This window comes from Mycobacterium sp. NGS64 (assembly GCF_059812245.1).
The window spans coordinates 25,004-46,569 of the sequence record NZ_JCALCI010000016.1 but is presented as its reverse complement, the minus strand read 5'-3'; the positions used below and the strand labels follow the sequence as shown (position 1 = coordinate 46,569).

The following is a 21,566-nucleotide window of genomic DNA, read 5'->3' as shown; positions in this document are numbered from 1 at the left end:
GCATTCGGCTAATGTCACGGCTCATGGAGCCCGCGCTTCCGCCCGATCGGGTGCTGACGGTGCCCAACGCGCTCAGCGCGATCCGCCTGCTGCTCATCCCGGTATTCGTCTACGTCCTGCTGTTCGCCCACGCCAACGGCTGGGCGGTGGCGATCCTGATGTTCAGCGGGGCCTCGGACTGGGCCGACGGCAAGATCGCCCGCACGCTCAACCAGTCCTCGCGGCTGGGCGTTCTGCTGGACCCGGCGGTGGACCGGCTCTACATGGTGACCGTCCCGATCGTCCTGGCGATCGACGGGATCGTGCCGTGGTGGTTCGTCATCACCCTGCTGGTGCGCGACGGGCTGCTGGCCGCCACGCTCCCGCTGCTGCGCAGCCGCGGCCTGTCGGCGCTGCCGGTGACCTACGTCGGAAAAGGCGCCACCTTCGCATTGATGGCCGGGTTTCCGTTGGTCCTGCTGGGCACCGGCGGCGCGGAGTGGAGCCGCGTGCTGAGGGCCTGCGGCTGGGGCTTTTTGGGCTGGGGCTTGTACATGTACCTGTGGGCGTTCGTGCTGTATGCGGTGCAGATGACGTTGGTGGTGCGCCGGATGCCCAAGCTCAAACAGTCCGACCGTCAGCCGGTCACCCGCAAGGCGGCTGGCCATGAGTGACGCGGACCGGATGCTCGGCGGCTATGACCCCAACGCCGGCCGCAGCGCGCACGCCGCGGCGCGGCCCCAGCTGATCCCGGTGCCCTCGCTGCTGCGCGCCCTGCTCTCGGAGCACCTGGATCCCGGCTACGCCGCGGCCGCGGCCAAACGCGACAGTGACGGCGCGGCGCCGAGCCGCCGCGCCCGCGCCCTCGGCTGGCTGTGGCAGGCCCTGGCCGCGCTGCTGATCGCGACGGTGTTCGCCGCCGCGGTCGCGCAGGCGCGCTCGGTGGCGCCCGGCGTGCGCACCGCGCAGCAGCTGCTGCTGGAAAGCGTGCGTTCCTCGGAGGCCGCCGCGGCCAGGTTGGGCCAACAGCGCAGCGCGCTCTCGAGCCGAGTCGACGACGTGCAGCGCCACGCACTGGCCGAAAACGCCCAGGGGCAGCGGCTGTTGGCCAATCTCGACGCGCTGGGCCTGGCGGCGGCGAGCACGGCGGTGATCGGTCCCGGCCTCGCAGTGACCGTGACCGATCCCGGTGCCGGCCCGAACCTTTCCGACGTTTCCAAGCAGCGCATCAACGGCAGCAGGCAGATCATCCTGGACCGCGACCTGCAGCTGGTCGTCAACTCGCTGTGGGCCAGCGGCGCCGAAGCCATCTCCGTCGGCGGCGTCCGGATCGGACCCAATGTCACCATCCGGCAGGCCGGCGGGGCGATCCTCGTCGACAACAACCCCACCAGCAGCCCCTACCGGATCCTGGCGGTCGGGCCGCCGCACTCGATGCGCGACGTCTTCGACAACAGCCCCGGCCTGCAGCGGCTGCGGCTGCTGGAGTCCTCCTACGGCGTCGTCGTCACCGTGAACGTCGCCGACGGCCTGTCGCTGCCCGCCGGACCGATGCGGGATGTCAAGTTCGCCAAACAGATTGGGCCCAAGTGAGAGACATGCCGAGAGGAAACCGAGCATGATCGGCATCGCGGCGCTCGCGGTCGGCATCGTGCTGGGGTTGGTTTTCCACCCCGCCGTGCCCGAGGTGGTCCAGCCCTATCTGCCGATCGCGGTGGTGGCCGCGCTCGACGCGGTGTTCGGCGGACTGCGCGCCTACCTCGAACGCATCTTTGACCCCAAGGTCTTCGTGATTTCGTTCGTGTTCAACGTCTTTGTGGCCGCGCTCATCGTCTACGTCGGCGACCAACTGGGCGTAGGCACCCAATTGTCCACCGCGATCATCGTCGTATTGGGCATCCGCATCTTCGGCAACGCCGCCGCGCTGCGGCGCCGGCTGTTCGGGGCATAACGGCCGTGAGCCAGGACCCGCCCGATCGCCCCGCCCCCGAAGACGGGGAAAGTCGCGACGCGCCGGCCGAGCCCGTCGCGGGCGAGGGAGCGCATCGCGGCCGGCACGAACTGCCGCCGCACCGCCCGCGGCCCGAGATCGGCCCGGTGCACCGCACGGGACTGTCCGCGATGTTGCGGGCCGGACGCTCGCGGCTGGCCTTCGGGGCGCTGGCGGTCGTGCTGTGCCTCGTCCTGGGGATTGCCATCGTCACCCAGGTCCGCCAGACCAAGTCGGGCGACTCGCTGGACACCGCCCGCCCCGCCGACCTGTTGGTGCTGCTGGACTCGCTGCGGCAGCGCGAGGCCACGCTGAACACCGAAGTCGCCGAGCTGCAAAACACGCTGAATGCGTTGCAGGCGTCCGGCAACAACGATCAGGCCGCCATCCAGAGCGCCCAGGCCCGGCTCGCGGCGCTGTCCATCTTGGTCGGCGCGGTGGGCGCCACCGGTCCCGGCGTCATCATCACCATCGATGACCCGGGCCCGGGGGTGTCACCGGAGGCGATGCTCGACGTGCTCAACGAGCTGCGTGCCGCCGGCGCCGAAGCGATCGAGATCAACGACGCACACCAATCCGTCCGGGTAGGTGTCGATACCTGGATAGTGGGTACGCCGGGCTCGTTGACCGTTGACACCAAGACCCTGTCGTCCCCGTATTCGATTCTGGCGATTGGCGATCCGCCCACGCTGGCCGCGGCGATGAACATCCCCGGCGGAGCCGAGGACAGCATCAAGCGCGTCGGCGCCCGGATGTCGGTCCAGCAGGCCGACCGGGTCGACGTGACCACCTTGCGGCAACCAAAACCGCACCAATACGCTCAGCCGGTCAAGTGAACGTGCCTCGTTGGCAGCGACCAGAACAGGATCACCCGTGAGCGATATCCCGTCCGATCTGCACTACACCGCCGAACATGAGTGGGTTCGACGCAGCGGTGAGGACACCGTGCGGGTCGGTATCACCGACTTCGCGCAGTCGGCGCTCGGCGACGTCGTCTTCGTCCAGCTGCCGGACGTGGGCAGCCAGGTGAGCGCGGGCGAATCCTTCGGCGAGGTGGAATCGACGAAGTCGGTGTCGGACCTGTTCGCGCCGGTCTCGGGCACGGTCTTGGCGGTCAACGCCGACCTAGAGGGCAGTCCGCAGCTGGTCAACTCCGACCCCTACGGATCGGGCTGGCTCGTCGACGTCCAGGTCTCGGACGCCGCCGAGCTCGAGTCGGCGATCTCGGCGCTGCTCGACCCGGAGGCCTACCGCGGGACGCTGACCGAATGACGATTGCTAATGTGCCTGCCAGCCCCGCTCGGTGCTGCGGGCGGCGCACGCGGTTCACGTCGGTCGGGCTTCCGATCGTCCGGTGGGGGGCACATTGCGAACCGGTGCGCGGTACGGTCAACAGATCGACACTTGATAGACACGAGACGGTCAAGTAATCAGCAGTGCGGGGCTAGAGAAACTCAGGAAACCTCGACAAACCTTGAGGGGAGCCGGGCGAGCGGCCCGGTTCGGATAACGCCACAGCGGCCAGTGAGGAGCAGCGCGTGACGGACATGGATAACGACCAGACCTCTGACGAAGTCACGGTGGAAACGACTTCGGTCTTTCGTGCCGACTTTCTCAACGAACTCGACGCGCCCGCCCAGGCGGGGACCGAGAGCGCGGTGTCGGGCGTCGAAGGACTCCCGGCCGGCTCGGCGTTGCTGGTCGTCAAACGCGGACCTAACGCCGGGTCGCGGTTCCTGCTCGACCAGGCCATCACGTCCGCCGGTCGGCATCCCGACAGCGACATCTTTCTCGACGACGTCACCGTCAGCCGTCGCCACGCCGAATTCAGGTTGGAAAATAACGAGTTTCACGTAGTCGATGTCGGTAGCCTGAATGGCACGTACGTCAACCGCGAGCCCGTCGATTCGGCGGTGCTGGCCAACGGCGACGAAGTGCAGATCGGCAAGTTCCGGTTGGTGTTCTTGACCGGACCCAAGCAGGGCGACGACGGAGATTCCGGAGGGTAGTGAAGGAGGGTAGTGAGCGCACCCGATAGCCCGGCACTGGCCGGGATGTCGATTGGGGCGGTCCTCGACCTGTTGAGGCCGGATTTCCCCGATGTCACGATCTCCAAGATTCGATTCCTGGAGGCCGAGGGACTGGTGACGCCGCAGCGCGCCGCGTCGGGATATCGCAGGTTCACCGCGTATGACTGCGCGCGGCTGCGGTTCATCCTCACCGCGCAGCGCGACCACTACCTGCCGCTGAAGGTGATCCGGGCGCAGCTGGACGCGCTGCCCGACGGCGAGCTGCCCCCGATCGGATCGCCTTACGGGGTACCGCGATTGGTGTCGGTTCCGAACGGCGGGGAATCCGGCGCCGTGGCCGCGGCCGCCCCGGGCGCCAAGCCCGACGCGGCGGCGGTGGCCCCGCCGCGGGTCCGGCTGAGCCGAGAGGATCTCCTGGAGCGTTCCGGGGTGGACGACGATCTGCTGACGGCGTTGCTCCGGGCGGGGGTGATCACCACCGGCCCGGGCCGATTCTTCGACGAACACGCCGTGGTCATCCTCCAATGCGCGCGGGCCCTGGCCGAATACGGCGTCGAACCGAGGCACCTGCGCGCGTTCCGTTCCGCGGCCGACCGGCAGTCCGATCTGATCGCGCAGATCGCGGGGCCGCTCGTCAAGGCCGGCAAGGCCGGCGCCCGGGACCGCGCCGACGACCTGGCGCGGGAGGTGGCCGCGCTCGCGATCACATTGCACACCTCGCTGATCAAGTCTGCCGTTCGCGACGTTCTGCATCGCTGAGGATTAGACTTCGTTGGACAGCTTGGTGTTCGGCGGGCTGAAGAGTTGCGGAGGGCAGACACAGATGGGTGAAGTTCGTGTTGTCGGCATTCGCGTCGAGCAACCGCAGAACCAGCCGGTGCTGTTGCTGCGCGAGGCCAACGGTGACCGCTACCTGCCAATCTGGATCGGTCAGTCCGAAGCCGCCGCCATCGCGCTGGAGCAGCAGGGCGTCGAACCACCCCGACCGCTGACGCATGACCTGATCAGGGATCTCATTGCGGCGCTTGGGCATTCGCTGAAGGAGGTGCGGATCGTCGACCTGCAGGAGGGCACGTTCTACGCCGACCTGGTCTTCGACCGCAATATCACTGTCTCGGCGCGCCCGTCGGACTCGGTGGCGATCGCCCTGCGGGTCGGCGTCCCCATCTACGTCGAGGAGGCCGTGCTCGCCCAGGCCGGTCTGCTCATCCCGGACGAGAGCGACGAAGAGGCCAACACCGCCGTACGCGAGGACGAGGTGGAGAAGTTCAAGGAGTTCCTCGACAGCGTGTCGCCCGACGACTTCAAGGCCACCTAGTCGCGCGGCGAGGGCCATCCCGCGGGGACTAGGCTGGACGCCGACATCACGGATCCATCTCATCTGGCGCCGCGATCTCGACACGCTGGCCGATAGTGCTGCCAGTTGGGCCTCCGGCCGCCATACTTTGATCACGACTTAAGGCGCGGCGGCTATCGAAAAGCGTAAGCTCACTAGCACTCGGGCCTGAGCAAACGTGGCTGCGGTGCAGCCTACAGACGCAGCTAACGATGACAGCGCGATCGGCGAGAGGAACCCCCGTGAGCGACCAGCCACGTCAAGAGCAGCTGGACCTAGCTGACCAAGCGAACGCCGCGAGCAGCGACCAACCCGTCTCCGCAGCGAGCGCACCGGTGCAGCCCGGGCTGTTCCCCGACGATTCCGTGCCCGACGAGCTGGTGGGCTACCGCGGGCCGAGCGCGTGCCAGATCGCCGGCATCACCTACCGCCAGCTGGACTACTGGGCGCGCACGTCGCTGGTGGTCCCGTCGATCCGCAGCGCGGCGGGCTCCGGCAGCCAGCGGCTGTACTCTTTCAAGGACATCCTGGTCCTCAAGATCGTCAAGCGACTGCTCGACACCGGCATCTCGTTGCACAACATCCGCGTCGCCGTCGACCACCTGCGCCAGCGCGGCGTCCAGGACCTGGCCAACATCACGCTGTTCTCCGACGGCACCACCGTCTACGAGTGCACCTCGGCCGAAGAGGTCGTCGACCTGCTGCAGGGCGGGCAGGGCGTGTTCGGCATCGCGGTGTCGGGCGCCATGCGCGAGCTGACCGGCGTGATCGCCGACTTCCACGGCGAGCGCGCCGACGGCGGCGAGTCGATCGCGGCCCCGGAGGACGAGCTGGCGTCGCGGCGCAAGCACCGCGACCGCAAGATCGGCTGACCCCGGGTAAACTGGTCCGCGCGTCGCACTCGGGCGGGAGAGTCTCGTGGCTGCCAGTCACGGGCGCCGAAGGAGCAACACCTCTCCGTCAACCTCTCAGGCACCCGGACCGCGCGAGTTAACGACGCCTCTGGAAAGCGGTGCGGACCGGTAGCGGTCCCACCCGCCGATGGGGAAAGGCGCCCCGGCAGCAGCCGGCGCCGAATCTCTCAGGCGCCCGGCGAACGGGTGAAGACAGAGGGAGAGGGCCGTTAGTCCCTCGACCTCAGGAGTTCGCCGTGGCCGATCAATCAACCTTCGCAGCGCGGCACATCGGGCCGGATCGCCAGGCCATCGCCGCCATGCTCGACGTCATCGGGGTCGACTCGTTAGACGAGCTGGCGTCGAAGGCGGTTCCGGCCGGCATCCTCGACACGCGCCCCGACGGCGGCGCCGCGCCGGGCCTGGACCAGTTGCCGCCCCCCGCCAGCGAGGCCGAGACGCTGGCCGAGCTGCGCGCCCTGGCCGACGCCAACACCGTGGCCGTGTCGATGATCGGGCAGGGCTACTACGACACGCTCACGCCGCCGGTGTTGCTGCGCAACATCATGGAGAACCCGGCCTGGTACACCGCGTACACGCCCTACCAGCCGGAGATCAGCCAAGGCCGGCTGGAGGCGCTGCTGAACTTCCAGACGATGGTGGCCGACCTGACCGGGCTGGAGGTCGCCAACGCGTCGATGCTCGACGAGGGCACCGCCGCGGCCGAGGCGATGACACTCATGCACCGCGCCGCTCGCGGGACGGCGAACAAGCTCGCCGTGGACGTCGACGTCTTCGCCCAGACCGCGGCCGTGCTCGCCACGCGGGCCAGGCCGTTGGGCATCGAGATCGTCACCGCCGACCTGCGTGACGGCCTGCCCGACGGCGACTTCTTCGGCATCATCACCCAGCTGCCGGGCGCCAGCGGCCGGATCACCGACTGGACGGCCCTGGTCTCGGCGGCGCACGAACGGGGCGCGCTGGTCGCCGTCGGCGCGGACCTGCTGGCCCTTACGCTGATCACCCCGCCCGGCGACATCGGCGCCGACGTCGCGTTCGGCACCACCCAAAGGTTCGGTGTCCCAATGGGATTCGGCGGGCCGCATGCCGGCTACCTGGCCGTGCACGCCAAGCACGCCCGCCAGCTGCCGGGGCGGCTGGTCGGCGTGTCCGTGGACAGTGACGGCGCGCCGGCGTTTCGTTTGGCGCTGCAGACCCGCGAGCAGCACATCCGCCGCGACAAGGCGACCAGCAACATCTGCACCGCGCAGGTGCTGCTGGCCGTGATGGCCGCGATGTACGCCAGCTACCACGGCGCCGACGGTCTGACCGCGATCGCCCGCCGCGTGCACGCCCACGCAAACACGATCGCCGCCGCGCTGGGCTCGGCGCTGGTGCACGACACGTACTTCGACACCGTGCTGGCCCGGGTGCCGGGCCGCGCCGACGAGGTGCTGGCCGCGGCCAAGGCCAACGGCGTCAACCTCTGGCGCGTCGACGACGACCACGTCTCGGTGGCCTGCGACGAGGCCACCACCGACGCGCACGTCGCCGCGGTGATCGACGCCTTCGGAGTGCCGGCCGCCGAACCCGTCGCCGTGGACATCGCGACCCGCACCTCGGAGTTCCTGACGCACCCGGCCTTCACGCAATACCGCACCGAGACGGCGATGATGCGCTACCTGCGCACGCTGGCGGACAAGGATATTGCCTTGGACCGCAGCATGATTCCGCTCGGCTCGTGCACGATGAAGCTCAACGCCGCGGCCGAGATGGAACCGGTCACCTGGCCCGAGTTCGCGCGCCTGCACCCGTTCGCGCCGGCCTCCGACACCGAGGGGATCCGCCGGCTGATCGCCGACCTGGAGACCTGGCTGGTGCAGATCACCGGCTACGACGCCGTCTCGCTGCAGCCCAACGCGGGCTCGCAGGGCGAGTACGCCGGCCTGCTGGCCATCCACGACTACCACGCCAGCCGCGGCGAACCGCACCGCGACATCTGCCTCATCCCGTCCAGCGCGCACGGGACCAATGCCGCGTCGGCCGCGCTCGCCGGGCTGCGGGTGGCCGTGGTCGCGTGCCGCGACAACGGCGACGTCGACCTCGACGACCTGCGGGCCAAGGTGGCCGAGCACGCGGACCGGCTGGCCGCGCTGATGATCACCTACCCGTCCACCCACGGCGTGTACGAGCACGACATCGCCGAGATCTGCGCGGCCGTGCACGACGCGGGCGGCCAGGTCTACATCGACGGCGCCAATCTCAACGCGCTGGTCGGGCTGGCCCGCCCGGGCAGGTTCGGCGGCGACGTCAGTCACCTGAACCTGCACAAGACGTTCTGCATCCCGCACGGCGGCGGCGGGCCGGGCGTCGGGCCGGTGGCGGTGCGCTCGCACCTGGCGCCGTTCCTGCCTGGCCACCCGCATGCCCCGGAACTGCCCGGCGGCCATCCGGTGTCGTCGGCGCCCTACGGGTCGGCGTCGATCCTGCCGATCACGTGGGCCTACATCCGGATGATGGGCGCCGACGGGCTGCGGGCGGCGTCGCTCACCGCGATCGCCTCGGCCAACTACATCGCCCGGCGCCTCGACGAGTACTTCCCGGTGCTGTACGCGGGCGAGAACGGCATGGTCGCGCACGAGTGCATCCTGGACCTGCGCGGCATCACCAAGGCCACCGGAGTGACCGTCGACGACGTCGCAAAGCGGTTGGCGGACTACGGCTTTCACGCGCCAACCATGAGCTTCCCGGTCGCCGGCACGCTGATGGTGGAGCCGACCGAAAGCGAGAGCCTGACCGAGGTCGACGACTTCTGCGAGGCCATGATCGCCATCCGCGGCGAGATCGAGCGCGTCGGCGCGGGGGAGTGGTCCGTGGACGACAACCCGCTGCGGGGCGCTCCGCACACCGCCGAGTGCCTGCTCGTCTCGGATTGGGACCACCCGTACACGCGGGAGGAGGCGGCCTACCCGCTGGGCAAGGGGTTCCGGCCCAAGGTGTGGCCGCCGGTGCGCCGCATCGACGGCGCCTACGGCGACCGCAACCTGGTCTGCTCATGCCCGCCGGTGGAGGCGTTCGCCTAGTAGCCCGATGGTGGCGACCCGCTTCACCCGGCTTCGCCGCGCTCGCGATCGCCACTAGCCCGACGGTGGCGACCCGCTTCACCCGGCTTCGCCGCGCTCGCGATCGCCACTGCCGAAGCGCTCGATAATCGCCGCCGCGACCCGGTCGGGCGCGTCCTCCTGGATGAAGTGCTTGGCGTCGGGCAGCTCGACGACGACATGATCGGGGAAGCTCGCGCGCATCCGCGGGAGCGTCGGGCCCGGCGGGAACGCGAAATCCTTCATCCCCCAGACGAACAGCGCGGGCTTGCCGCCCAATCTGGCCGGCACCTCCTCGGCGAGCCGCCCCAGCAGCGGATGGGCGGCGAGGATCTGCTTGGGCATCTCGGCCACGCCCTTGCGCGCCTCGGCGCTGGGCTGCACGGCCCGGTAGTGTTCCATCACCTCCGCGCTCGGGCGGTGCTGGGTCCCCGCCGGGATGAGCCGCTCCACAAAGAAATTGCGCTGCAAGATCGCCCACTGCATCGGCGGGCTGCCCATCACGCGGCTGAACGCCTTCGTCGCCAGCGTGTCCGCCGGCCAGAACCAGGTGTTGCCCAGCACGACGCCGCGGACCCGGGCGGCGCGCTCTACCGCGACCGCCATGCTGATGGGGCCGCCCCAGTCCTGGCCCATCGTCAGATAGCCGTCGAGGCCCAGGTGGTCGACGAACTCGCCGACCACCTGGGCATGCTCGTCGATCTTGTATCCGAATCCGGCGGGTCGCTCGGACAGCCCGAAGCCGAGATAATCGGCTGCGATGCAACGGAATTGGTGGCGCAGCGCGACGATGATGTTCCGGTACAGGAAGCTCCACGTCGGGTTGCCGTGGCAGAACAGGATCGGCGGGCCGTGACCCTCGTCGACGTAATGCATCCGCCCGCGCGAGCTGTCGAACCAGCGCGACTCGAACGGATAAAGGCGGGGATCCGGGGTGAAATCGATCGTCATGACGCTCCCTTCGGGCAACGCGACGATCGTATGCCGCAGCGGTGACAACGCCCGGACCGCGAGCGTAACCGCACGGCGAAGTTCGGCCCGGTTTTTCGCAGCCGGGTTACGGTCGCGGCGAGTCGGGTGCCGTCAGCTCAAGAAGGTGCTCAGGGCCGCGGCCAGATCGGGGGACGCCGACGTGGTGAGGTTCTGGTAGCCGCCGCCGCTGAGCTGGGCGACGGCCTCCCAGGTGGCCTTGTCGGGGTCGGCGCCGAAGTCGATGACGTTGACCGCGATCGGCTTGGCCGGGTCGGCGCTCTTGCGGATGAAGTCCTGCAGCCCGGGCCCGTCCAACGTCTGGTCGGTGTGTGGACCAGACGTGATCACCAGTATCGAATTCGGTTGGCCGGCGCGGTAATTGGCCTGCACCTCTTGGTAGAGCAGGCGCAGCGTGGTGAACGACACCGCGCCGCCGGCCGACGAATACTGCTTGTCCAGCGCGGCCGTCAGCGCCGCCGAGCGCGGCTGGCCGTTGACCGGGTCGCCCAGCGGTCCGCTGGTCACCTCCGAGCGCCCCTCGTGGCCGTCGAAGGTCCACAGCCCCACGGCGGCGCTGGCCGGCAACGACTTGATCTTTTCCTGCAGCGCCCCGATCACGTTGGCCAGCCGCGACTTTCCACCTTCGTCAGCGGGCATCGACTGGTCGAGCATGATGGTCGCGGCCAGCCCGCTGGACGGGGCGGTCATCGCCTCGGCCAGCGTGGCGCGCAGCGTGTCGTCACCCACCGACAGGGTGGACGGCAGCGCCGCGAAGCTGGTGACCGGGCTGCTGGGCGGCTTGACGCCGCTGACCCGGAAGCCGGCCTTGGCGAGCTTCGCGAGTTGCTCGGGCTTCTGCATGAAGCGGGCGAACCCGTTGGCCGTGGAGGCCTGCTCCTGGTTCACCCAGGAGCCGCCCAGCAGCACCGCGGGATAGTCGGCGACCGGTGCCGCACCGGGCGGCAGCCAGGAAGCCAGCGTGCTCTTGGCGTCGGACAGCGACTGGCCCCGCAGGTACAGCTGCTGCTCGGTGGTGACCACGGCGTGCACCGGCGCGGTCGCCGCGTCACCGGGCTTGAGCAGCGTGTTCAGCGCCTCGGTCAGGGAGTTGTCCGCGAGCTTGGGCTGGGCGCCCAACAGCGTGCGCACGGCGCCGACGCCCTGGGTCGGCGGCGCACCGGGTGGGGCCGCCCCGGCCGCCACGGCCTCGCCGGCCAGCAATGACGCGTCGGCGTTGCCGGTCATCGGCAGCGCCAGCCGCAGCGACCCCCACGCCGGCAGGTTCAGCCCGGCCAGCGAATTGGGGTTGGTTTGCAGGCCGGGCAGCGCCGCCCAGCCCTGATTGCCCAGGGCCTGGCCGAGTTCCGGCCGCACGGCGAGCATGACCGGCGAGGTGACCAGGGAATGGCTTTCGGTGATCTTTTGACCCGACGCGGCGAGCCGCGCGGCGGAGATCGAGCTGCCCGGGATCCACAACGCCGGCTGGCCGCCCAGGTCGGCCGGCCACTTGCCGGCGAACCCGCCCAGGACGGCGTCGGAGCCGGCCTGTTTGACGCTCACCACCATGCAGTGATCGCCGACCGGGCCGGACGTGGCGTTGTAGCTCTCGGCGAGCTGCTGCACGGGATCGGCGATCGACGGGTCGGCGATGACGGCGACCGTCTCCTTGCCCCCCACGCACCGCGCGGCAGCGGTGTGCGAGCGGTGCGACAACGCGTCACCAAAGAAAGTCCACAGGATCACCGTGCCCACCACGACGACGACGGCGACGAGCGCGACGATCACCCCGATGCTGACGCCGCGGCGCCCGCCGTCGCTGCGGTGGCCGCCGAGCCGCTCGCCGAGCCCGCGGTGGCCACCGCCGAAGCGGGACGACGGGGCGGCCGGTGGCGGCACGCTCATCGGGCTGGGGGCGAATTCCGGATACGCGTCGTCGGGGCCGGAGGCGAACGTGTCGTCGGTCGCGTACGGGTCCTCGTGCGAGTAGTCCTCGCCGGAGTAGTCCACCGCGCCGTAGTCGTCCCCGCTCGGATAGTCCGGGAGGCCGGCCTCGCGGTGGTGCTGACCCGTGTCGTCGGCCGGGTAGGCCTCGTCGGCGAGGTGTTCGTCAGCTGGCTCGTCGACGGAATCCTCGGGGTCGGGCATGCTGTGCCTACCCATACCGGTGCCCGCCGCCTTCCCGTCGACTCGTCGCGTGACTTGTGAACTCGGCGCAGATTCTAGTCATCGGACCGCGTTACCTACCGCATGTCGGGCCGTTTTCACGCACCCGCGGCGCGGGCTTTGAACTCGCGCCTGCGCCGGTGCAGGATCGGCTCGGTGTAGCCGTTGGGCTGCTGCGTCCCGGACAGAATCAGCTCCTGAGCCGCCAAGAAGGCGATGCTGTCGTCGAAGTTGGGCGCCATCGGCCGATAAACCGGGTCCCCTTCGTTCTGCCGGTCCACCAGCGGTGCCATCCGCTCCAGGCTGGCGCGAACGTCCTCGCTGGTGATCACGCCGTGGCGCAGCCAGTTGGCCAGCAGCTGGCTGGAGATGCGCAGGGTGGCCCGGTCCTCCATGAGCGCCGTGTTGTGGATGTCGGGCACCTTCGAGCAGCCGACGCCCTGCTCCACCCAGCGCACCACGTAGCCGAGGATGGACTGGCAGTTGTTGTCCAGCTCCTCGCGGATTTCCTCTGGCGCCCAAGCCAATTCCTTGGCCAGCGGAATGGTCAGCAGCTCCTCGATGGTGGTGCGCTTCTTGCCCGCGAGCTCCTCCTGCACGGCGCCCACGTCCACGTAGTGGTAGTGCATCGCGTGCAGGGTCGCCGCCGTGGGCGACGGCACCCACGCGGTGGTGGCGCCGGCCTTGGGCTGGCCGATCTTCTGCTCGACCATGTCGGCCATCAGCTCGGTCATCGCCCACATGCCCTTGCCGATCTGGGCCTTGCCCTTGAACCCGGCGGCGAGCCCGATGTCGACGTTGGCGTCCTCGTAGGCCTTGATCCAGGTGCTGTTCTTCATCGCACCCTTGCGGATCATCGGGCCGGCCTCCATCGAGGTGTGGATCTCGTCGCCGGTGCGGTCGAGGAAGCCGGTGTTGATGAACACCACCCGATCGGCGGCGGCCTTGATGCACGCCTTGAGGTTGACCGTGGTGCGGCGTTCCTCGTCCATGATGCCGACCTTGAGGGTGCCCTGCGGCAGGCCCAGCACGTCCTCGACGCGGCTGAACAGTTCGCAGGTGAACGCGACCTCGGCGGGCCCGTGCATCTTGGGCTTGACGATGTAGATGGAACCCGTGCGGCTGTTGGTCAGGGGGCCATTGGCGTCACCGGTCCGCAGCCCGTGGATCGCGGTCAGGCCGGTGAACAGCCCGTCCATGATGCCCTCGAAAACCTCGTTGCCATCTGCGTCGATGATGGCGTCGTTGGTCATCAGGTGCCCCACGTTGCGGACGAACAACAGGCTGCGGCCGGGCAGGGTGAGCTCCCCGCCGTCGGGCGTGTTGTAGGTGCGGTCGGCGTTGAGCGCGCGGGTGAAGGTCTCGCCGCCCTTGCTGACCTCTTCGACCAGGTCGCCCTTGTTCAGCCCCAGCCAGTTGCGGTAGCCCAGCACCTTGTCGTCGGCGTCGACGGCGGTCACCGAGTCCTCGAAGTCCATGATCGTGGTGACCGCCGATTCCAGGACGACGTCCTTGACGCCGGCCCGGTCGGTGGCGCCGACGGGGGACTCGGGGTCGATCAGGATCTCGATGTGCAGTCCGTGGTTGACCAGCAGCACCGACCAGCTGGGGGACCCGAGCTCGCCGCTGTACCCGACGAACTTCTCGGGCTGGGCCAGCCCGACGGGCTCCGCTTCGGAACCGAGGGTGATCTGCAGCTGGCCGTCGGCGATGCTGATGCCGGTCGCGTCCGCCCAGGAGCCCGACGCCAGGGGGACGGCCCGGTCGAGGAACCCGCGCGCGTAGGCGATCACCTTGTCGCCGCGCACCCGGTTGTAGCTCGATCCCTTTTCCGCGCCGTCGCTCTCGGGGATGACGTCGGTGCCATACAGGGCGTCGTAGAGCGAACCCCAGCGAGCGTTCGCCGCGTTCAGCGCGAACCGCGCGTTGAGCACCGGCACCACCAGCTGCGGGCCTGCGGTCGTCGTGATCTCGTCGTCGACACCCGAGGTGGTGATGGTGAAGTCGTCGGGTTCGGGCTGCAGGTAGCCGATTTCGATGAGGAACTCGCGGTAGGCCTCGGCGTCGATCGGCTCGATCACGCGGTGCCGGTGCCACTTGTCGATCTGGGCCTGCAGCTCGTCGCGGCGGTTCAGCAAATCCTGGTTCTGCGGGGTCAGGTCGGCCACGACCTTGTCGACGCCGGCCCAGAAGCTGTCCGGGTCGATGTCGGTGCCGGGCAGGGCCTCGTTGTTCACGAAGTCGTAGAGCACTCGGGCGACGCGCAGGTTCCCCACCGACACGCGATCAGTCATTTTTCTCCTCCATAGTGGGCCGAGTAACACCTCACTGACCCTCAGCACGCATTGCCTTCAGCCTACCGACCGGCGGCTTGCCGGACGTCATCCGCCCGACCTTCAACAGCAGGTCAGGCGCGCGCTAAGAGCTCCGACTATGGCGCCGCGGCGAACCGCGACGATCGCTATCCGGCCCGGCAGCCTTGGAGATCATACGGGCTGCGGCCCGGTTCGCGGGCAGCGGCACTACGCGTCGCGCATGGTGCCGACCAGGTCTTCGACCAGATCTTCCATCGCCACCATCGCCACCACCGTGCCGCTGTCGCCAGTCACCAAAGCCAGATGGCTGTTGCTGCGGCGCATCCGCGACAGGGCGTCGGCCAGCGGCAACGACGCCGGAACCTGCGGCAGCGGTCGCACCCAGGACCGGTCGATCACCGTGTTCGGGTCATCGTCGAGCGTCAGCACGTCCTTGATGTGCAGGTACCCGATGAACTTCCCGTCGGGGTCGGCGACGGGAAACCGCGAATAACCGCTCTGGGCCAGGGCCTCTTCGACCGCGCCCACGGTCGGCCCGGAGCCCGCTGCGGCAACCGGCACCGCCCGGATCTCGGCGAGCGGCCGCGCCACGTCGCCGACGCGGCGGTAGCGCAGCTGCAGTGCCCGGGTCAGCCTGCCGTGCTCCTCGGCGTCCAACAGCCCCTCGGACACCGATTCGGTGATCATCACCCGCAGCTCCGTGGTGGAAACCGCGACGTCGAGTTGCGACTTGGGCTCGACCCGCAGCGCGCGCAGCACCACGTTGGCGCACTTGTCGTAGAACGCGATCAACGGCCGGGCCGCACGCACGTACGCCAGGTAGGGCGGGACCAGCAGCATCGCGGCGCGCTCGGGGCCGGCCAGCGCGATGTTCTTCGGCACCATCTCGCCCAGCAGCACGTGCATGGTCACGACGATCGCCAGCGCGATCGCCAGCGACAGCGTGTGCAGCAGCGCTGGGGGCCAGCCGGTGAGGCCCAGCGCCGAGCGGAGCAGGCTGGCGACCGCGGCCTCACCGATGCGACCGAGCAGCAGCGACGCGACCGTCACCCCCAGCTGCACCCCGGCCAGCATCGACGACAGTTGCTCGCCGGCGCGGATCACCACCACGGCCCTCGCCTTGCCCTGCTCGGCCAGCGCCTCGAGGCGATCGCGGCGCGCCGAGATCAGCGAGAATTCCGCGCCGACGAAAAACGCGTTGACGCCGATCAGCAGGATCGCCAGCAGGACTCCCAGTGCGTCGTTCACGAGGGGCCCCGTCCCGCGGGCGTTTCGGCACGGCTGCCCAGCTCCTGCAGCTCGAGCACGTCGATGCGGCGACCGTCCATCCGAACCACCGTCGCCTGCCAGCGCATCGAGGTGTCCAGCAGGCCGTCGGGGTCCAGGGCGGTCAGCTCCACGGTTTCCCCGGCCACCGGGATGTGGCCGAGCTCGCGCAGCACCAGGCCGCCGATCGTTTCGTAGGGCCCTTCCGGGGCCCTAAATCCGGTGGCGGCGGCCACCTCGTCGATGCGCAACAGCCCGTTCACCCGCCAGCCGGCGCCGGCCGCCACCACGTCCGGGGTGGCGTCGTCGTGCTCGTCGCGGACGTCGCCCACGATCTCCTCGATCAGGTCCTCGACCGTCACCATGCCCGCGGTGCCGCCGTACTCGTCGACAACCATCGCGGTTTGCAGGCTGTTGGCGCGGATCTCGGCCATCACCGCGTCGCCGTCCAGGGTCGACGGGACCACCGGCACATGCTGCGCGAGCGTGGTCAGCAGGGTGGTCGCGCGCTCGGCCGCCGGCACCGCGAACACCTGCTTGACGTGCACGATGCCGACGGTCTCGTCCAGGTCGCCGTCGACGATGGGGAAGCGGGAGAAGCCGGACTCGGCGGCCGCGGCGATCAGGTCGGCGACCGTCTCGTCGGTTTCCAGCGCGACGATCTTCGACCTCGGCGTCATCAGCTCCTCGGCGGTCAGCTCGCCGAACTGCAGGGATCGCCGCACCAGGGCGGCGGTGGCGGCATCCATCGTGCCGCTGCGGGCGGAGTTGCGCACCAGGGACGCCAGCTCCTGCGGCGAGCGGGCCGAGCGCAGCTCCTCAGCCGGCTCGATGCCCAGCTCGCGCACGATCCAGTTGGCGGCGCCGTTCGTCAACCGGATGGCCGGGGTGAAGATGAGCGAGAACAGCAACTGGACGCCCACGACGGCGCGGCCGGTCGACAGCGGGCGCGCGACGGCGAGATATTTCGGAACCAGCTCCCCGAACACCATCGACACCGACGTCACGATCACCAGCGCCAGGAACGCGAGGATCGCATCGGCCAGCCGGTTCGGTATGCCGATCGCGCTCAGCCCCGGATGCGGCAGGTCGGCCATCAACGGCTCGGTCAGATACCCGGTCGCCAGCGTGGAGATCGAGATGCCCAGTTGGGCGCCGGAGAGCTGAAACGACAGCCGCTGCTGGGCGCGCTGGATGAATCGGTCGCGCCGGCCCCCGAGGCGCGCGTTGGAGTCGACGACGCTGCGGTCCAGAGCGGTCAGCGAGAACTCCGCCGCGACGAAGACCCCGTTGGCGAAGATCAGCAGCGCGATGGCGAAGAGGCTGATCAGGGTGACGGCGACGTTCATGACCCAGACCCCGGGGACGATGCCCGGATCAATATGCGGGCCCCGACGCGTGCCTGCGGCACGTCATGCCTTTCCCTCGATGCGGCGCAGCGCTTTGCTGCCGGCCGCGACTCACATGAATTCACATGGTAGCCAACGCGTGCGGACGGCAGCACGACCGCGCGCACTCACCAACCCAACGGCAGCGGATGGCCCTCGGCGAACCCCGCGGCCGACTGCACCCCGACGACGGCCCGCTCGTGCAGCTCCTCCAGGGTGGAGGCGCCGACGTAGGTGCAGGTGCTGCGTACCCCGGAGGTGATGTGGTCGATCAGGTCCTCGACGCCGCCGCGGTCGGGGTCCAGCCCCATCCGGGCCGTCGAAATGCCCTCCTCGAACAACGCCTTGCGGGCGCGGTCGAACGCGGTCTCGGCACCGCTGCGGGCGACGACGGCCCGCTTGGAGGCCATGCCGTAGCTCTCCTTGTAGGGCTGGTCGTCGCGGTCGCGCATCAGGTCGCCGGGCGACTCGTAGGTGCCGGCGAACCACGACCCGATCATGACGTTCGACGCCCCCGCGGCCAGCGCCAGCGCCACGTCCCGCGGATGCCGGATGCCCCCGTCGGCCCACACGTGTCCGCCGAGTTTCCTTGCGGCGGAAGCGCATTCGAGGACGGCGGAGAATTGCGGGCGTCCGACCCCGGTCATCATCCGGGTGGTGCACATGGCGCCGGGCCCGACGCCGACCTTGACGATGGTCGCCCCCGCGCCCAGCAGGTCCCGGGTGCCCTCCGCCGACACCACGTTGCCCGCGGCCAGCGGCAGGCCGAGATCCAACGACGCGACCACGTTGATCGCCTCCAGCGTCTTGACCTGATGCCCGTGCGCGGTGTCGATGACGAGCACGTCCACCCCGACCTCGGCCAGGGACCGCGCCCGGGCCCCCACGTCGCCGCTGATGCCGACCGCCGCGCCGACGCGCAACCGTCCGCGCGCGTCGGTGGCCGGCGTGTACAGCCCGGCGCGGACCGCGCCGGTGCGGGTGAGCACGCCCGCCAGCGTGCCGTCCGCGGCCGTCACCACCGCGACACCGATGGGGGCGTGCTCGAGCAGGTCGAAGATCTTGCGCGGCTCGGCGCCCACCGGGGCCGTCACGAAGTCGGTCACGGCCACGTCGCGCACCCGGGTGAAGCGGTCGACGCCGACGCACGACGCCTCGGTGACCACGCCGATCGGGCGGCCCTCGAAAACCACGACGGCGACGCCGTGGGCACGTTTGTGGATCAGCGCGATCGCGTCGGACACCGAGTCGTCGGGCTCGAGCACCACCGGGGTGTCGAGGACCATGTCGCGGCTCTTGACGAAATCCACCGTCTGCTGGACCGCCGGGATCGGCAGATCCTGGGGCAGGATCACCAGGCCGCCGCGCCGCGCGACCGTCTCGGCCATGCGCCGACCGGCCACCGCGGTCATGTTGGCGACGACGACCGGGATGGTGGTGCCCGAGCCGTCCGTGGTGGACAGATCGACGTCGAAGCGCGACGCCACATCGGAGCGGTTCGGCACGATGAAGACGTCGTTGTACGTCAGGTCGTACCCGGGTCGATGCCCGTCGAGAAACCTCATGTGATTGGGCTTGCCCCCTTTGGTCCCTTCTACACGCAGACCGCTACGCGGGCACTTCGCTGCGGTCCCCGCTCCACAGAGTGTGGAAGCGCTTGTCCGGGTCGTCGTCGATGCGGCCGTAGGTGTGCGCGCCGAAGAAGTCCCGCAGCCCCTGGGTGAGCGCCGCCGGCAGGCGCTCGGTGCGCAGCGCGTCGTAGTAAGACAGCGCCGAGGAGAAGCCCGGGATCGGGATCCCCAGCTGGGTGGCGGTCACCACGACGCGGCGCCAGCCGTCGATCGCGGCCTCGATCGCGGCGCGGAAGTACGGCGCGACGATCAGCGTCGGCAGGTCGGGGTCCTCGTCGAACGCCTCCTTGATGCGGTTGAGGAACTTCGCCCGGATGATGCAGCCGCCGCGCCAGATGGTGGCCAGGTCGCCCGGCGTGATGCCCCAGTCGTATTCGGCGCTGCCGGCCTGAATCTGGTTGAACCCCTGGGCGTACGCGATGATCTTCGACGCGTACAGGGCCTGCCGGACGTCCTCGACGAATTGCGTTGCGTCGGTCGGCTTTTCACCGAGCTGACCGGACGCCAGCCCGGTGGTGGCCTTGCGCTGGGTGACGGACCCCGACAGCGCGCGGGCGAACACCGCCTCGGCGATGCCGGTGACGGGCACGCCGAGGTCCAGCGCCGACTTGACGGTCCAGCGCCCGGTGCCCTTCTGCTCGGCCTCGTCGAGGATGACGTCGACGAGCGGCTTGCCGGTCTTGGCGTCCTTCTGGCGCAGCACCTTTGCGGTGATCTCGACGAGGAAGCTGTCCAGGTCGCCCTTGTTCCACTCGTCGAAGACGTCGGCGATCTCGTCGGCGGTCTTGCCGAGCCCATCGCGCAGCAGCTGGTAGGCCTCGCCGATCAGCTGCATGTCGGAGTACTCGATGCCGTTGTGCACCATCTTGACGAAGTGGCCGGCGCCGTCGGGGCCGATGTGGGTGCAGCACGGGACGCCGTCGACGTGCGCGGAGATCTCCTCGAGCAGCGGGCCCAGCGATGTGTAGGACTCGGCCGGGCCGCCCGGCATGATCGACGGCCCGTTGAGCGCCCCCTCCTCGCCGCCGGAGATGCCGGCGCCGACGAAGTGCAGGCCGCGCTCGCGCATCGCCTTCTCCCGGCGGATGGTGTCGGTGTAGAGGGCGTTGCCGCCGTCGATGATGATGTCGCCTTCCTCCATGGCGTCGGCGAGCTCGTTGATGACGGCGTCGGTCGGGTCGCCGGCCTTGACCATGATCAGCACTCGCCGGGGCTTCTCCAGCGCGTCGAGGAATTCTTCGATGGTCTCCGAGCGCACGAACTTGCCCTCGTCGCCGTGCTCTTCCAGCAGCGCATCGGTCTTGGCGACGGACCGGTTGTGCAGCGCCACCGTGTAGCCGTGGTGGGCGAAATTGCGGGCGATGTTCGAACCCATCACGGCGAGGCCGGTGACGCCGATCTGCGCGGTACCAGTCTGGGGACTCGACGAACTCATGGCTTGGCCTCTCAGGTCGCAGAACTCTTCCGACAAGCTGTCGGATCACACTGTGGCACAGCCGACTCCGAGAGGCATCCCAGGGTGTTGGCCCACTCCGACGCTAGACGTTGAACAGCCGGCGCAGCTCGATGAGCCACGGCACCACCAGCGCCACGGTGGGTACCACGAATACCGCGGCCGCGGCCAGGTACGCGGTGGCCGCCAGCATCAGGCTGTTGCCGCGGCCCGACAGCCGGCGCACCCGCACCACGGTGCTGGTACCGCCCACCGCCAGCGCGCCCGACGGCGCCCGACCCGATGCACAGGCGACCAACGCCCGGGCCAGGGGAGTGCGCCCGGTGGCGCGCACCGCGGCGTCGTCGGCCAGAAGCTCGACGAGCAGTTGCACCGCGCGTAACGCGTTGGCGCTGCGGACGAACCGCGGGAAGGCGGCGTGCGCCGCGGTGAACGCCTCCAGCACCAAGTCGTGGCGGGCGCGCAAGTGAGCCCGCTCGTGGGTGAGGATGGCCGAGACCTCGGCGTCGCCGAGCGTCTTCAGCGTTCCCTCGCTGACCACGACGCGGCTGCGCACGCCCGGCAGGCAGTAGGCGAGCGGTTGTGCGACGTCCAGGACGCGCAGATCGCGGGTGTTGGCGCAGGGCTGGACGAGGGCCGCGCCGTGGCCGACCCCGACCAGGTCGACGACCATGCGGTGGTGGGCCCGCCGCCGCCGATTGGCGATGGCCACCCGCGCGACCGCGACCATCAACCGGACGCCGACCGACACGGTCAGCGCGAAGACGGCGATGTATGCCGCCCACAGTGGCCAGCCCAGCCGGTCCGGGGCGCCCATGACGCTGGCAGTCGGCCGCCCGTCGGGGCCGGGCACCAGCACCCGGCTGGCGATCGCGATGCCGGCGCTGAACGCCGAGAGCACCGCGGCGAGGGCCACGGCTTGCCACAACACCATCGCGGCGCGCGGGGCGCGCAGCGGCCACGTCGCGCGTGCCAGTAAGGCCGGTGCCGGACCAACCAAGAGCACCGCGAGGATGGAGAAGGCCAGCGCGGACACGCTGCCAGTCTCC

The 21,566-nt window shown here is 69.7% G+C and carries 18 protein-coding genes and 2 riboswitches; of the genes, 10 read left to right on the top strand and 8 right to left on the bottom strand.

The window, feature by feature from the left end; translation table 11 throughout:
- The first annotated feature begins 23 nt into the window (after nucleotides 1-23).
- From AC5Y4S_RS28430 to gcvP, 10 genes are all read left to right on the top strand, one after another.
- The gene (locus AC5Y4S_RS28430; protein WP_500035876.1) at nucleotides 24-653 is read left to right on the top strand and encodes a CDP-alcohol phosphatidyltransferase family protein; all 630 of its coding nucleotides are present in this window, start codon (nucleotides 24-26) and stop codon (nucleotides 651-653) included.
- Complete coding sequence (locus AC5Y4S_RS28425) at nucleotides 646-1,572, top strand: DUF881 domain-containing protein (protein ID WP_500035875.1); 927 nt, start codon at nucleotides 646-648, stop codon at nucleotides 1,570-1,572. The genes AC5Y4S_RS28430 and AC5Y4S_RS28425 overlap by 8 nt, the downstream gene beginning before the upstream one ends.
- Before the next feature lie 25 nt (nucleotides 1,573-1,597).
- The gene (locus AC5Y4S_RS28420) at nucleotides 1,598-1,930 is read left to right on the top strand and encodes a small basic family protein (RefSeq protein WP_066933079.1); all 333 of its coding nucleotides are present in this window, start codon (nucleotides 1,598-1,600) and stop codon (nucleotides 1,928-1,930) included.
- 5 nt (nucleotides 1,931-1,935) lie between these two features.
- Nucleotides 1,936-2,805, top strand: coding sequence for a DUF881 domain-containing protein (locus AC5Y4S_RS28415; RefSeq protein ID WP_500035874.1), 870 nt, complete (start codon nucleotides 1,936-1,938; stop codon nucleotides 2,803-2,805).
- A 37-nt stretch (nucleotides 2,806-2,842) separates the two neighbouring features.
- Nucleotides 2,843-3,241, top strand: coding sequence for a glycine cleavage system protein GcvH (gene gcvH, locus AC5Y4S_RS28410; RefSeq protein ID WP_067149344.1), 399 nt, complete (start codon nucleotides 2,843-2,845; stop codon nucleotides 3,239-3,241).
- Nucleotides 3,242-3,516: 275 nt separating this feature from the next.
- Nucleotides 3,517-3,978: a glycogen accumulation regulator GarA gene (gene garA / locus AC5Y4S_RS28405; protein ID WP_369830353.1), complete on the top strand. Its 462-nt coding sequence runs from the start codon at nucleotides 3,517-3,519 to the stop codon at nucleotides 3,976-3,978.
- A 12-nt stretch (nucleotides 3,979-3,990) separates the two neighbouring features.
- Nucleotides 3,991-4,758 carry a transcriptional regulator FtsR gene (gene ftsR, locus AC5Y4S_RS28400; protein ID WP_500035873.1) on the top strand — a complete coding sequence of 256 codons (768 nt, stop codon included), beginning with the start codon at nucleotides 3,991-3,993 and terminating at the stop codon, nucleotides 4,756-4,758.
- A gap of 64 nt (nucleotides 4,759-4,822) precedes the next feature.
- On the top strand, nucleotides 4,823-5,317 hold the full coding sequence (locus AC5Y4S_RS28395) for a bifunctional nuclease family protein (protein WP_066933175.1): 495 nt from the start codon (nucleotides 4,823-4,825) through the stop codon (nucleotides 5,315-5,317).
- Between the two features lie 260 nt (nucleotides 5,318-5,577).
- Nucleotides 5,578-6,207, top strand: coding sequence for a MerR family transcriptional regulator (locus AC5Y4S_RS28390; protein WP_500035872.1), 630 nt, complete (start codon nucleotides 5,578-5,580; stop codon nucleotides 6,205-6,207).
- A 24-nt stretch (nucleotides 6,208-6,231) separates the two neighbouring features.
- Nucleotides 6,232-6,329: riboswitch (glycine riboswitch) on the top strand.
- 5 nt (nucleotides 6,330-6,334) lie between these two features.
- Nucleotides 6,335-6,448: riboswitch (glycine riboswitch) on the top strand.
- Between the two features lie 37 nt (nucleotides 6,449-6,485).
- Nucleotides 6,486-9,311, top strand: a complete 2,826-nt coding sequence (gcvP, locus tag AC5Y4S_RS28385; protein ID WP_500035871.1) for an aminomethyl-transferring glycine dehydrogenase — start codon at nucleotides 6,486-6,488, stop codon at nucleotides 9,309-9,311.
- 78 nt (nucleotides 9,312-9,389) lie between these two features.
- On the opposite strand, the gene AC5Y4S_RS28380 is transcribed toward gcvP, so the two are convergent.
- From AC5Y4S_RS28380 to AC5Y4S_RS28345, 8 genes are all read right to left on the bottom strand, one after another.
- Nucleotides 9,390-10,280: a haloalkane dehalogenase gene (locus AC5Y4S_RS28380; RefSeq protein ID WP_500035870.1), complete on the bottom strand. Its 891-nt coding sequence runs from the start codon at nucleotides 10,278-10,280 to the stop codon at nucleotides 9,390-9,392.
- 132 nt (nucleotides 10,281-10,412) lie between these two features.
- Complete coding sequence (locus AC5Y4S_RS28375) at nucleotides 10,413-12,461, bottom strand: substrate-binding domain-containing protein (protein WP_500035869.1); 2,049 nt, start codon at nucleotides 12,459-12,461, stop codon at nucleotides 10,413-10,415.
- A gap of 101 nt (nucleotides 12,462-12,562) precedes the next feature.
- Nucleotides 12,563-14,758: a malate synthase G gene (locus tag AC5Y4S_RS28370; protein WP_500035868.1), complete on the bottom strand. Its 2,196-nt coding sequence runs from the start codon at nucleotides 14,756-14,758 to the stop codon at nucleotides 12,563-12,565.
- Nucleotides 14,759-14,986: 228 nt separating this feature from the next.
- Nucleotides 14,987-16,027, bottom strand: coding sequence for a hemolysin family protein (locus tag AC5Y4S_RS28365; protein WP_500035867.1), 1,041 nt, complete (start codon nucleotides 16,025-16,027; stop codon nucleotides 14,987-14,989).
- Nucleotides 16,024-17,394 carry a hemolysin family protein gene (locus tag AC5Y4S_RS28360; RefSeq protein WP_500035866.1) on the bottom strand — a complete coding sequence of 457 codons (1,371 nt, stop codon included), beginning with the start codon at nucleotides 17,392-17,394 and terminating at the stop codon, nucleotides 16,024-16,026. Before AC5Y4S_RS28360 ends, AC5Y4S_RS28365 begins: the two co-directional genes overlap by 4 nt.
- Before the next feature lie 167 nt (nucleotides 17,395-17,561).
- The gene (locus tag AC5Y4S_RS28355) at nucleotides 17,562-18,998 is read right to left on the bottom strand and encodes a GuaB1 family IMP dehydrogenase-related protein (RefSeq protein WP_500035865.1); all 1,437 of its coding nucleotides are present in this window, start codon (nucleotides 18,996-18,998) and stop codon (nucleotides 17,562-17,564) included.
- 43 nt (nucleotides 18,999-19,041) lie between these two features.
- Nucleotides 19,042-20,499, bottom strand: a complete 1,458-nt coding sequence (gnd, locus tag AC5Y4S_RS28350) for an NADP-dependent phosphogluconate dehydrogenase (protein WP_500035864.1) — start codon at nucleotides 20,497-20,499, stop codon at nucleotides 19,042-19,044.
- Between the two features lie 103 nt (nucleotides 20,500-20,602).
- Nucleotides 20,603-21,553: a M56 family metallopeptidase gene (locus AC5Y4S_RS28345; protein ID WP_500035863.1), complete on the bottom strand. Its 951-nt coding sequence runs from the start codon at nucleotides 21,551-21,553 to the stop codon at nucleotides 20,603-20,605.
- Nucleotides 21,554-21,566: the final 13 nt, after the last annotated feature.

Coding starts and splice junctions, on each gene's coding strand:
- gnd (WP_500035864.1), bottom strand. CDS start 20,499: ATGAGTTCGTCGAGTCCCCAGACTGGTACCGCGCAGATCGGCGTCACC.
- garA (WP_369830353.1), top strand. CDS start 3,517: ATGGATAACGACCAGACCTCTGACGAAGTCACGGTGGAAACGACTTCG.
- AC5Y4S_RS28375 (WP_500035869.1), bottom strand. CDS start 12,461: ATGGGTAGGCACAGCATGCCCGACCCCGAGGATTCCGTCGACGAGCCA.
- AC5Y4S_RS28395 (WP_066933175.1), top strand. CDS start 4,823: ATGGGTGAAGTTCGTGTTGTCGGCATTCGCGTCGAGCAACCGCAGAAC.
- AC5Y4S_RS28425 (WP_500035875.1), top strand. CDS start 646: ATGAGTGACGCGGACCGGATGCTCGGCGGCTATGACCCCAACGCCGGC.
- AC5Y4S_RS28355 (WP_500035865.1), bottom strand. CDS start 18,998: ATGAGGTTTCTCGACGGGCATCGACCCGGGTACGACCTGACGTACAAC.
- AC5Y4S_RS28360 (WP_500035866.1), bottom strand. CDS start 17,394: ATGAACGTCGCCGTCACCCTGATCAGCCTCTTCGCCATCGCGCTGCTG.
- AC5Y4S_RS28370 (WP_500035868.1), bottom strand. CDS start 14,758: ATGACTGATCGCGTGTCGGTGGGGAACCTGCGCGTCGCCCGAGTGCTC.
- AC5Y4S_RS28420 (WP_066933079.1), top strand. CDS start 1,598: ATGATCGGCATCGCGGCGCTCGCGGTCGGCATCGTGCTGGGGTTGGTT.
- AC5Y4S_RS28380 (WP_500035870.1), bottom strand. CDS start 10,280: ATGACGATCGATTTCACCCCGGATCCCCGCCTTTATCCGTTCGAGTCG.
- AC5Y4S_RS28430 (WP_500035876.1), top strand. CDS start 24: ATGGAGCCCGCGCTTCCGCCCGATCGGGTGCTGACGGTGCCCAACGCG.